The organism is Streptomyces torulosus (assembly GCF_001419765.1).
Lineage (GTDB): Bacteria > Actinomycetota > Actinomycetes > Streptomycetales > Streptomycetaceae > Streptomyces > Streptomyces torulosus.
On sequence record NZ_LIRK01000238.1, the window covers coordinates 1 to 11225 of the forward strand.

An 11225-nucleotide genomic window follows, 5' to 3' on the forward strand; every position below is an offset into this window, starting at 1 on the left:
ACCCTGGACACGCCCACCCAACAGCCGCCCGCCGCCAGGCAACCCGCCGCATCTGACGCACCGGACTCCCCGACCACCCCCGACGCCACGACCGAGCCGACTCAGCCGCAGCGGCCGGGCCTGTGTGTCCCGATCGTCGGCCTGTGCGTCGACGACACACCGGTCGGCAGGTGAGAACAGCCCTCCCGGCAGACGACGCCACACCGCGATCGCCCGACAGCAGCGCCACGGCTCGCAGCCCACGGCCCCCGGCCGGAAGCCGCGAGCCTCACTCGGCGCGGAGTACCGAGCCCTCGGCCCAGGCCTCTACCGGGGAACGCGGGGTCTCACCCGGCTCTCGTCCCGGCGCCGCACCGCTCAGTCACCCGGAGTCACCGGTGGATCGCAGCGGTCACCCGTGTCCGGGTCGCCCGCGGCGGGGCCTACGCCTTGTCCGGTCGGCGGGTGAGGAGCCACGGCTGGACCACGCCGAGACCTCGTACGGGGCGTTGCCACATGGGCTGGAGGGCGAAGCGGTAGGTCGGTGGTTCCTCGCCCTCCTTCTCGGCGGCGGCCGCGGCCTCGGCGGCCTCCGCCTCGGACGCGGGGGCCTCACCGGCGCGGATGAGTTCCTCGGCGAACGCGGCGTCGACGAGGACCGCGTCCTTGGGCGCTATCGAGGTCAGCCGGCTCGCGAGGTTCACCGTGGAACCGAACACGTCGCCCATGCGGGTCGTGACGGTCCCGAAGGCCATGCCGACGCGCAGCTCGGGCATGGTCTCGTCGTTCGCCATGGTCTCGATCAGCCGCAGGGCGATCTCCGCGGCCACACCCGAGTCGTCGGTGGCGTAGAGGACCTCGTCGCCCAGGGTCTTGATCAGCCGGCCCCCGTTCGCGGCGACGAGATCCGCCGCCGTGGTCTCGAAGGCCTCGACGAGTTCGCCGAGCTCCTCCTCCTCCATGCGGCGGGTCAGCCGGGTGAAGCCGACCAGGTCGGCGAAGCAGACCGCGAGCCGCCGGTCGACCATCTCCTCGTCGTCGGCGGCCTGCACGACCCGGCCGGTCGCGGCGGCGAGCTGGCGCCGCCAGACGTAGACGAGGAACTCCTCCAGCTCGGGCAGGAGCAGTTCGACCAGGGGGTACGTCACCTCGGTACGGGTCATGCCCGGTTCCGGCGGCTCCGTCAGCCCCTCCAGGAACGAGTCGATCTGCCACTCGGCGAGCCGCGCGGTGGTCTGACCGGTGGAACGTGCCACCTGCACGGCCATGGCCTCGCTGAGCAGGCCCGCCTCGACGAGACCGGCGAGCCGCCGCAGGGCGAGGACGTCCGCCTCGGTGAGCGCCTTGGCCTGGCCGATGTCCGCGAAGCCCATGGCCCGCCAGAACCGGGACGCCAGTTCCATGGAGACGCCCGCGCTCCGGGCCGCCTGGAAGGGGGTGTAACGACGCTCGGCTCCGAGGATGAGCCCTTCGAGCCGCAGCGCGAGCGGGTCCTCCTCGCCGCCGTCCGCGCCCTGGGGGTCCGGCGGGTCCACGCGGCCCTGCGCGTCCGTGCCGGAGCCCGTGTCCTCGACGCTCACGCCAGCTGCCCTTCCGATCTCCCGCGGTCACGTACTCGACCGGCCTCAACTCTACGGCAGGTGTGCGCCAGCTCACTCCGTCAGGTGTGGCCGACAGGGGTGCCCTCCTTGACCGTACGGCCCCGGCGTGATCGCTGCCCCCGGGAGCGGAACCCCCGGGTGCCTCACCCGCACCCCCAGCCGGCGGCCCGCCTTCCGGCGGCGGGCGGGCTGGACGCCGTCACCGGGTGCCCGGACAACAGGTGCCCCACACACCCCACCGCCCCCTGCCGTCTCCTCCTTCTCACACGGCACGCAGATGCACGATGTCCCCGGCGCCCACCGGCTCCTGCACGCCTTCGCCGGTGGCCAGCACCAGCCGCCCGTCCCCGTCGACGGCCACGGCCTCCCCGACGATCGACCGGTCGCCCGGCAGCTCGGCCCGCACCTTGCGGCCGAGGGTCGCGCAGCCGGCCGCGTACGTCTCCTGCAGCCCGCTCACCGCGGGGTCGCCCCCGGCCCGCCGCCAGCGGCCGTACCAGTCCTCCAGCGCGCGCAGCACGGCGCGCAGCAGCGGATCGCGGTCGGTGGTCACGGCGCCGGCGAGGGCCAGCGACCCGGCGGTGGGCAACGGCAGCTCCTCCTCGCGGAGGCTGACGTTGATACCGATCCCGATGACGACGCCGCCGTCGCCCGCGCGCTCGGCGAGGATGCCGCCGGCCTTGCGTTCCTCCCCGCCGACGGTCACCAGCACATCGTTGGGCCATTTGAGTGACGTGTCGACGCCGGCGGCCCGGGACAGCCCCGTGGCGACGGCGACACCGGCCAGCAGCGGCAGCCAGCCCCACTGGTGGACGGGCACCTCGGTGGGCTTGAGGAGGACGGAGAAGAACAGGCCGGAGCGGGGCGGTGCCGTCCACTGCCGGTCGAGGCGGCCCCGGCCGGCCGTCTGTTCCTCGGCGACGAGGACGGCGCCCTCCTCGGCGTCCCCCCGGGCCGCGAGGTTCACCAGGTCGTGATTGGTGGAGCCGGTGCGCTGCACGACCTCCACGTCGCAGTACAGGCCGCCGTGCCCGCCGTCCCGCACCAGCCCGCGTCGCAACGCGGGCCCGTTGAGCGGCGGACGGTCGAGGTCGGACCAGCGGCTGTTGTCTGAGGCATCTTGCGGCGTCATGCAACCCACCCTAGGTGTGGTAAACGCCGCACTGCCGAACCGTAGGGGCAGCACTACGCTACGGATGAGTAACCACCGCCACTTCTGAGCACGTACTGACACAGCACACGCCGTCACCCCGAGCAAGCACGCACCGCGAAGTTCTCACGTCCCCATGTCCCACTGAGCAGGCAGGGAGCCGCATCCCGATGTCCGAGCCGGAAGAGCCAGCGACCATCGACATCCACACGACCGCGGGGAAGCTCGCGGATCTGCAGCGCCGTATCCACGAGGCGACGCATGCCGGCTCCGAGCGCGCGGTCGAGAAGCAGCACGCCAAGGGCAAACTGACGGCCCGTGAGCGGATCGAGCTGCTCCTCGACGAGGACTCCTTCGTGGAGTTCGACGAGTTCGCCCGCCACCGCTCCACCGACTTCGGCATGGAGCACAACCGCCCCTACGGCGACGGTGTCGTCACCGGCTACGGCACGGTCGACGGCCGCCCGGTCGCCGTGTTCTCACAGGACTTCACCGTCCTCGGCGGTTCCCTGGGCGAGGTCTTCGGCCAGAAGATCATGAAGGCGATGGACTTCGCCCTGAAGACCGGCTGCCCCGTGATCGGTATCAACGACTCCGGCGGCGCCCGCATCCAGGAGGGCGTCATGGCCCTCGGCATGTACGGCGAGATCTTCCGCCGCAACACCCACGCGTCCGGCGTGATCCCCCAGATCTCCCTGGTCGTCGGCCCCTGCGCGGGCGGCGCGGTCTACTCCCCCGCGATCACCGACTTCACGGTCATGGTCGACCAGACCTCGCACATGTTCATCACCGGCCCCGACGTCATCAAGACGGTCACCGGCGAGGACGTCGGCTTCGAGGAGCTGGGCGGCGCCCGCACCCACAACGCGACCTCGGGCGTGGCCCACCACATGGCGGGCGACGAGAAGGACGCCATCGAGTACGTCAAGCAGCTCCTGTCGTACCTGCCCTCGAACAACCTCAGTGAGCCCCCGGCCTTCCCCGAGCAGGCGGACCTCACGGTCACCGACGAGGACCGCGAGCTGGACACCCTCGTCCCGGACAGCGCGAACCAGCCGTACGACATGCACACGGTGATCGAACACGTCCTGGACGACGCCGAGTTCTTCGAGACCCAGGCCCTGTTCGCGCCGAACATCCTCACCGGCTTCGGCCGCGTCGAGGGCCACCCCGTCGGCATCGTTGCCAATCAGCCGCTGCAGTTCGCAGGCTGTCTGGACATCGACGCCTCGGAGAAGGCGGCCCGCTTCGTCCGCACCTGTGACGCCTTCAACGTCCCCGTCCTGACGTTCGTCGACGTCCCCGGCTTCCTCCCGGGCGTCGGCCAGGAACACGAGGGCATCATCCGCCGCGGCGCCAAGCTCATCTACGCCTACGCCGAGGCCACGGTCCCGCTGATCACGGTCATCACCCGCAAGGCCTTCGGCGGCGCCTACGACGTCATGGGCTCCAAGCACCTCGGCGCCGACCTCAACCTCGCCTGGCCGACCGCCCAGATCGCCGTCATGGGCGCCCAGGGCGCGGTCAACATCCTGCACCGCCGCACCATCGCGGCCGCCTCCGACGAGGAGCGCGAGGAGGTCCGCGCCCGCCTGATCCAGGAGTACGAGGACACCCTCCTCAACCCCTACACAGCCGCCGAACGCGGTTACGTCGACGCCGTGATCACTCCTTCGGACACCCGCCGTCACATCGTCCGCGGTCTGCGCCAGCTCCGCACGAAGCGGGAGTCCCTGCCCCCGAAGAAGCACGGCAACATCCCCCTCTAGACCCGACGGGAGCCATCGTGATCAAAGTCGTACGGGGCAACCCGACCCCCGAGGAGCTGGCCGCCGCCCTGGCGGTGGTCCAGGCGCGCGCCGCGGCGGCGGCCACACAGCCGTCCGGTGCGCCCACCCCCCGGGACTCCTGGTCCGACCCGTCCCGCATCGCCGCGCACCGGCTGCCCGCGCCGGGTCCCACGTCCTGGAGCCGGAGCTACTGGCCCGGCTGAGCGGACGGCCGGCCTCAACTTGAGTACGCGTACTCAGGCGTCCGGACCACAGCGCCCCGCACCATCGGAGCATGCTGTGGTCCGACCCTGAGAACGAGCCGCCGAAGGAACTCCGAGACACCCAGGACATGCTCCGCCGGCTCAGCATCCTCATGGCTCTGGCCATGGTCCTGGCGATGCTGGTCCTGGGCATCCTCTGAGCGCCGGTCGGCGACGGCCCGGTCGCCCCGCGCCCGCCGCTACCCTGACCGCATGACCGAACCGCACCCCCGGCGCCGTCTGGTGCTCGCCTCGCAGTCCCCCGCCCGCCTCAATCTGCTCCGCCAGGCCGGCCTGGACCCCGAGGTGATCGTCAGCGGAGTGGACGAGGACGCCGTCACCGCCCCCACCCCCGCCGAGCTGGCCCTCGCCCTCGCCGAGGCCAAGGCCTCCGTCGTCGCGGCGAAGCCCGAGGTCAAGGGCGCCCTCGTCATCGGCTGCGACTCGGTGCTCGACCTGGACGGCGAAGCCCTCGGCAAGCCCGCCGACGCCGAGGAGGCCACGGCCCGCTGGAAGGCGATGCGCGGCCGCGCCGGCACCCTCCAGACGGGCCACTGCGTCTACGACACCGTCACCGGCCGCTACACCTCCGCGACCGCCTCCACGGTCGTCCACTTCGGCGACCCCACCGACGAGGAGATCGCCGCGTACGTGGCCTCGGGCGAACCCCTCTACGTCGCGGGCGCGTTCACCCTCGACGGCCGCTCGGCCCCGTTCATCGACGGCATCGACGGCGACCACGGCAACGTGATCGGCATCAGCCTCCCCCTGGTCCGCCGGCTGCTGGCCCAACTGGACGTGGCCATCACCGACTTGTGGACTCCCCGAGTCCCGTAGCGGCGGCTCAGGACGCTCCGGCGGCCGGCGGCGCGACGGGCGCGGCCGGTGCGCCCTCCCCGTCCGGGCCCGGCTCCCCGGCGCCCGCCTTGCGGTCGTAGGTCATCAGGGTGAGCACCACGAGCGCCAGCACCACCATCATGAAGACGAACGCGCCCCACCCGACCAGCCCCACCGTGAGCGCGCCGAGCAAACCGTGCACCACGGCCGCGCTGATGAGCACGACACGCCCGAGCCCGGCGGCCGGCCGGTCCCGTACCGCGACGAGCAGCGCGACGACCCCGCAGAACACGAAGTAGAGCCCGAAGACGACACCCCCGGCCTTCGAGGACAGGGACATCGCGTCGGGGTCCAGCCCGGCCAGGGACATCTTCTGCCGGTCGACCACGGTGCCGAGGAACCACTGGAGCAGGGCGATCCCCAGCCCCTCCGCGAACAGCACGATCGCCGTGACCACCGCCACCGGTCTGCGGATCACCGCCACCCACCCACTTTCCCTGCCGCGCCGTTCCCGCCGGGGCATCGTCACCCCACGTACGTGTTCGAGACATCGCGAACGCTACTAACGGGTAAACCCGGGGACAAGGGTTCTCACGAGAGCAAAGAATCGTTGGGCCATTAGTAGGGATTCCACAAAGAAACCCAACCGGCCGCAGCGCGGCCGCACAGAGACCTTGACCACAGTAGAGGGCTAGGGTTTTCGGGTGGAGTCCTGCGTGATGCGGTACGACAAGGGATTTCGCCGGTCGAGCGAGCCTCGATTCACGCTCCGTGTGGGCAAGGTCACCATTGAGGACGGGTCGAAACGCCGTGTCGGCAGTCCCTAAACTCGGCTTGTTTCAAGGAGAGGGAGCCATCGTGCGCAAGGTGTTGATCGCCAACCGAGGCGAAATCGCTGTCCGCGTCGCCCGGGCGTGCCGGGACGCCGGGATCGCGAGCGTGGCCGTGTACGCGGATCCGGACCGGGACGCACTGCATGTGCGTGCCGCGGACGAGGCGTTCGCCCTGGGCGGTGACACCCCCGCCACCAGCTACCTGGACATCTCCAAGGTGCTCCAGGCCGCCAAGGACTCCGGAGCGGACGCGATCCATCCGGGCTACGGCTTCCTCTCGGAGAACGCGGAGTTCGCCCAGGCGGTGCTGGACGCGGGCCTGAACTGGATCGGCCCGCCGCCGCAGGCGATCCGCGACCTCGGCGACAAGGTGGCGGCGCGTCACATCGCCCAGCGCGCGGGCGCCCCGCTGGTCGCGGGCACCCCGGACCCGGTGTCGGGCGCCGACGAGGTCGTGGCGTTCGCCGAGGAGCACGGTCTGCCCATCGCCATCAAGGCGGCGTTCGGCGGCGGCGGTCGCGGCCTGAAGGTGGCCCGCACCCTGGAAGAGGTCCCGGAGCTGTACGACTCGGCCGTCCGTGAGGCGGTCGCGGCGTTCGGCCGGGGCGAGTGCTTCGTGGAGCGCTACCTGGACAAGCCGCGGCACGTCGAGACCCAGTGCCTGGCGGACAAGCACGGCAACGTGGTCGTCGTCTCGACCCGTGACTGCTCGCTCCAGCGCCGCCACCAGAAGCTGGTCGAGGAGGCCCCGGCGCCGTTCCTCTCCGAGGAGCAGAACGCGGAGCTGTACCGCGCGTCGAAGGCCATCCTGAAGGAGGCCGGCTACGTCGGCGCCGGCACGGTGGAGTTCCTCGTCGGCGTGGACGGCACGATCTCCTTCCTGGAGGTCAACACCCGCCTCCAGGTCGAGCACCCGGTCACCGAGGAGGTCACCGGTATCGACCTGGTCCGTGAGATGTTCCGGATCGCCGACGGCGAGGAGCTCGGCTACGACGACCCGCCGATGCGCGGCCACTCGTTCGAGTTCCGCATCAACGGCGAGGACCCGGGCCGCAACTTCCTCCCGGCCCCCGGCACGGTCACCACGTTCACCCCGCCGTCCGGCCCCGGTGTCCGTCTGGACGCGGGCGTGGAGTCCGGCAGCGTCATCGGCCCGGCCTGGGACTCCCTCCTGGCCAAGCTGATCGTCACCGGCGCCACCCGGCAGCAGGCCCTGCAGCGTGCCGCGCGCGCCCTGGAGGAGTTCCAGGTCGAGGGCATGGCCACGGCCATCCCGTTCCACCGCGCGGTCGTGAAGGACCCGGCGTTCGCTCCCGAACTCACCGGCTCGACCGACCCGTTCACGGTCCACACCCGCTGGATCGAGACGGAGTTCGTCAACGAGATCAAGCCGTTCGCGGCTCCCGCGGACACCGCCGAGCCCGAGGACGAGACGGACCGCGAGACGATCGTCGTCGAGGTCGGTGGCAAGCGCCTGGAGGTCTCCCTCCCCGCCGCTCTCGGTATGACCCTGGCCCGCACCGGCCTGGCCGCGGGCGCCAAGCCCAAGCGCCGCGCGGCGAAGAAGTCGGGTCCCGCGGCGTCCGGCGACACCCTCGCCTCCCCGATGCAGGGCACGATCGTGAAGGTCGCCGTCGAGGAGGGCCAGGAGGTCAAGGAGGGCGACCTCATCGTGGTCCTGGAGGCCATGAAGATGGAGCAGCCCCTCAACGCCCACCGCTCCGGCACGATCAAGGGCCTGAGCGCGGAGGTCGGCGCCTCCATCACGTCGGGCGCGGCGATCTGCGAGATCAAGGACTGAGGTCCGGTACGACGAGACGACCCCCGCGCCCGTCAGGGCCGCGGGGGTCGTCTCGTCCCCGCGACAACTCGCCCGGCCGCCCGAACTCTTAGGGCTCCACTTTTGTTCGGGGCTCTTAGGCTGAGGAGACCCCAGCGAGGAGAGCATGGTGAGGCCACGGTGAGCACCACCCCGGCCGGGCCCCCGGCAGGAGCGCGGCCGTCGGCGGCCCGGCCCCCTGCGGGCGCCCGCCCCATGCGGGCCGACGCCCGCCGCAACCACGAGCGCCTCCTCACGGCGGCCCGCCTCGCCTTCGCGGCCCATGGCACGACCGCCTCGCTGGAGGACATCGCCCGCCGCGCGGACGTCGGGATCGGCACGCTCTACCGCCACTTCCCGAACCGGCAGGCCCTCCTCGGCGCGGTCTTCGAGGACGCGGTGCAGGAGCTGTTGGCGCGGGCCCGGGAGCAGCTCGACGCGCCCCAGCCGTGCACCGCGCTGGTCACCTGGCTGCGCGACATCATCACTCGTGCGAGTGAGTACCGGGGTCTGGCGAAGGCGCTCATGACGGTGTCGTACGCCGACTCCCGCATCGAGGAGGACGCCTCGGACCTGGCCCGGTGCTGCGCCCCGATCCGCGAGGCGGGCACCGCCCTCCTGACACGGGCGCAGCGGGCTCACGCCGTACGGGACGACGTGTCGATCGGCGATCTGCTCCAGCTCACCCACGCGATCGCGCTGGCGGCCGAGGAAACCCCGGACGACCCGGAACTGGCCGACCGCCTACTGACCCTGACGCTGCGCGGCCTGAAGCCGTAGCGAACGGGCGGACCGACGCGGTGGTGAACCGGTAGGCCCGAAACCGTGGTGACCCGGCGGGCCGGAACCGCGGCGAACAGGCGACCCAAGACCGTAGTGAACCAGCGGCCCCGAACCGCGCGGCGAACGGGCGGGCCGAAGCGGTGCTGAATCGGTGGCCCGGAACCGCAGCCAACGCGCTGCCTCAAGCCGTGGCGACCTGACGGGCCGGAAGGGCGCGGCGAACAGGCGACCCAAGACCGTAGTGAACCAGCGGCCCGGAACCACGCGGCGAACGGGCGGTCCTGAGCGGTGGTGGAGCGGCTGCCCGTGGCCGTGGTGACCGGCGGCCGGCGGTGGCGGCGCTCGCGTCCGCGGGACTCGCCCGGGGCGTCGCCGCCGCCGCGTTCATCGGCGGCGCAGGTCCGCCACGCGGGCCGCTCGCTCCCGCTCGCGCTCGCCGGTCGGCGGCTGCTCCCCCAGCACCGTGGCGGTGCGCAACTGGGGCGCGGTTCCGTGGACCTGGTTCCGGCGAGGACCCGGGAGCGGCATGTCCCGGCGGGACTGGCGTGCCGGTACGGAATCACCGCCCGTGCCGCCGCCGCCCGACGCCCCGGCCACGGAGATCTGCACGCCCTGATCGGCCAGAGCCTGCAACTCGGTGACCGCGCGGTCGTCGTGGCCCGTCGGGTCGTCGGTGACCAGTCGGGTGATCACATCGGTCGGCACCGTCTGGAACATCGTGTCGGCGCCCAGTTTGGTGTGGTCGGCGAGGACGACGACCTCGGCGGCGGCCTGGACCAGCGCCCGGTCGACGGACGCCGACAGCATGTTGGACGTGGACAGGCCGCGCTCGGCGGTCAGTCCGCTCCCGGAGAGGAAGGCCTTGGAGACACGCAGCCCCTGGAGGGACTGCTCGGCGCCGGAGCCGACCAGGGCGTAGTTGGAACCGCGCAGGGTGCCGCCGGTCATCACGACTTCCACACGGTTGGCGTGGGCCAACGCCTGGGCCACCAACAGGGAGTTGGTGACGACGGTCAGCCCGGGGACCCGCGCGAGCCGGCGTGCCAGCTCCTGCGTGGTGGTCCCCGCCCCGACCACGATGGCCTCGCCCTCTTCGACGAGGCTCGCGGCGAGGTCGGCGATGGCCGTCTTCTCGGCGGTCGCGAGATGAGACTTCTGCGGAAAGCCGGACTCCCGCGTGAACCCGCCCGGCAATACCGCACCGCCGTGCCGGCGGTCGAGGAGTCCTTCTGCCTCCAGAGCGCGCACGTCCCGCCGTACGGTCACTTCGGAGGTCTGGACGACGCGGGCGAGCTCACGGAGCGACACGGCTCCATTGGCCCGCACCATTTCGAGGATCAATTGGCGACGTTCTGCAGCGAACACGAAACTGACAGTAACGCCAACGACCATCTGCTTTCAGCAGTTTGCGCCGAATAACCGAAGTTGTTCGCACCGTGGGGCGAGGAGTGATATAGGGACCATCCGGGACGTAAACGCAACGGGTCCGGACCGCCGACCGGCCCGGACCCGCCCTCGTACCGCCGTGTGACCTCGTCAGACGCCGCCGCCCGCCTTGCGGGTGTGGAGCTGGCGGGCGACCTCGGCGATCGAGCCCGACAGGGACGGGTACACGGTGAAGGCGTTCGCGATCTGTTCGACGGTCAGGTTGTTGTCGACCGCGATCGAGATGGGGTGAATCAGTTCCGAGGCGCGCGGGGAGACCACGACGCCGCCGACGACGATGCCGGTGCCCGGCCGGCAGAAGATCTTGACGAAGCCGTCGCGGATGCCCTGCATCTTCGCGCGCGGGTTGCGCAGCAGCGGCAGCTTCACGCCGACGGCGTCGATGATCCCGGCGTCGAGGTCGGCCTGGGTGTAGCCGACGGTGGCGATCTCGGGGTCGGTGAAGACGTTGGACGACACGGTCTTCAGGTTCAGCGGGGCCACCGCGTCGCCGAGGAAGTGGTACATGGCGATACGGCCCTGCATGGCGGCCACGGAGGCGAGGGCGAACACGCCGGTGACGTCACCGGCGGCGTACACGCCGGGGGCCGAGGTCCGCGAGACCTTGTCGGTCCAGATGTGCCCGGAGTCCTTGAGCTTGACCCCGGCCTCCTCCAGGCCCATGCCGGCGCTGTTCGGGATGGCGCCGACGGCCATCAGACAGTGGGAGCCGCTGATGACGCGCCCGTCGGCGCCATCCCGAACA

Annotated in this window: 11 protein-coding genes; 6 read left to right on the forward strand and 5 right to left on the reverse strand. The window is 71.6% G+C overall.

Going from position 1 to position 11225, the window contains the following annotated elements:
• Window positions 1-422 precede the first annotated feature (422 nt).
• Together AOK23_RS16855 and AOK23_RS16860 are read right to left on the reverse strand one after the other, a co-directional pair.
• Window positions 423-1559, reverse strand: coding sequence for an adenylate/guanylate cyclase domain-containing protein (locus AOK23_RS16855; protein WP_055713528.1), 1137 nt, complete (start codon window positions 1557-1559; stop codon window positions 423-425).
• A 283-nt stretch (window positions 1560-1842) separates the two neighbouring features.
• Window positions 1843-2712, reverse strand: coding sequence for a biotin--[acetyl-CoA-carboxylase] ligase (locus AOK23_RS16860; protein WP_055713529.1), 870 nt, complete (start codon window positions 2710-2712; stop codon window positions 1843-1845).
• A gap of 188 nt (window positions 2713-2900) precedes the next feature.
• Here AOK23_RS16860 and AOK23_RS16865 point away from each other — a divergent pair, with 188 nt between their 5' ends.
• The 4 genes from AOK23_RS16865 to AOK23_RS16875 all read left to right on the forward strand — a co-directional run bounded on the left by AOK23_RS16865 (window position 2901) and on the right by AOK23_RS16875 (window position 5599).
• Entirely contained in the window at window positions 2901-4499 is a 1599-nt protein-coding gene (locus AOK23_RS16865) for an acyl-CoA carboxylase subunit beta (protein WP_055713530.1), read from the forward strand.
• Window positions 4500-4513: 14 nt separating this feature from the next.
• On the forward strand, window positions 4514-4723 hold the full coding sequence (locus AOK23_RS16870) for an acyl-CoA carboxylase epsilon subunit (protein WP_055521845.1): 210 nt from the start codon (window positions 4514-4516) through the stop codon (window positions 4721-4723).
• A gap of 71 nt (window positions 4724-4794) precedes the next feature.
• Window positions 4795-4923 (forward strand): morphogenic membrane protein MmpB, encoded by a 129-nt coding sequence (gene mmpB / locus AOK23_RS51405; RefSeq protein ID WP_107099558.1) that lies wholly within the window; start codon window positions 4795-4797, stop codon window positions 4921-4923.
• A gap of 52 nt (window positions 4924-4975) precedes the next feature.
• Complete coding sequence (locus AOK23_RS16875) at window positions 4976-5599, forward strand: Maf family protein (RefSeq protein ID WP_055713531.1); 624 nt, start codon at window positions 4976-4978, stop codon at window positions 5597-5599.
• A gap of 7 nt (window positions 5600-5606) precedes the next feature.
• Here AOK23_RS16875 and AOK23_RS16880 read toward each other — a convergent pair whose 3' ends face one another.
• Entirely contained in the window at window positions 5607-6077 is a 471-nt protein-coding gene (locus AOK23_RS16880) for a hypothetical protein (protein ID WP_240496417.1), read from the reverse strand.
• A gap of 380 nt (window positions 6078-6457) precedes the next feature.
• On the opposite strand from AOK23_RS16880, the gene AOK23_RS16885 reads away from it, so the two are divergent.
• Together AOK23_RS16885 and AOK23_RS16890 are read left to right on the forward strand one after the other, a co-directional pair.
• Window positions 6458-8233, forward strand: a complete 1776-nt coding sequence (locus AOK23_RS16885; RefSeq protein ID WP_055713532.1) for an acetyl/propionyl/methylcrotonyl-CoA carboxylase subunit alpha — start codon at window positions 6458-6460, stop codon at window positions 8231-8233.
• 234 nt (window positions 8234-8467) lie between these two features.
• On the forward strand, window positions 8468-9031 hold the full coding sequence (locus tag AOK23_RS16890; protein ID WP_055713533.1) for a TetR/AcrR family transcriptional regulator: 564 nt from the start codon (window positions 8468-8470) through the stop codon (window positions 9029-9031).
• 387 nt (window positions 9032-9418) lie between these two features.
• Here AOK23_RS16890 and AOK23_RS16895 read toward each other — a convergent pair whose 3' ends face one another.
• Together AOK23_RS16895 and AOK23_RS16900 are read right to left on the reverse strand one after the other, a co-directional pair.
• The gene (locus AOK23_RS16895) at window positions 9419-10426 is read right to left on the reverse strand and encodes a DeoR/GlpR family DNA-binding transcription regulator (RefSeq protein WP_079049524.1); all 1008 of its coding nucleotides are present in this window, start codon (window positions 10424-10426) and stop codon (window positions 9419-9421) included.
• A gap of 144 nt (window positions 10427-10570) precedes the next feature.
• The coding region (locus AOK23_RS16900; RefSeq protein WP_169800304.1) for an FAD-dependent oxidoreductase at window positions 10571-11225 on the reverse strand (655 nt) is incomplete at its 5' end.

Excerpts from the sequence above, each read along its gene's own strand:
- AOK23_RS16860 (WP_055713529.1), bottom strand. The coding sequence starts at position 2,712 with ATGACGCCGCAAGATGCCTCAGACAACAGCCGCTGGTCCGACCTCGAC.
- AOK23_RS16865 (WP_055713530.1), top strand. The coding sequence starts at position 2,901 with ATGTCCGAGCCGGAAGAGCCAGCGACCATCGACATCCACACGACCGCG.
- mmpB (WP_107099558.1), top strand. The coding sequence starts at position 4,795 with ATGCTGTGGTCCGACCCTGAGAACGAGCCGCCGAAGGAACTCCGAGAC.
- AOK23_RS16875 (WP_055713531.1), top strand. The coding sequence starts at position 4,976 with ATGACCGAACCGCACCCCCGGCGCCGTCTGGTGCTCGCCTCGCAGTCC.
- AOK23_RS16890 (WP_055713533.1), top strand. The coding sequence starts at position 8,468 with ATGCGGGCCGACGCCCGCCGCAACCACGAGCGCCTCCTCACGGCGGCC.
- AOK23_RS16895 (WP_079049524.1), bottom strand. The coding sequence starts at position 10,426 with ATGGTCGTTGGCGTTACTGTCAGTTTCGTGTTCGCTGCAGAACGTCGC.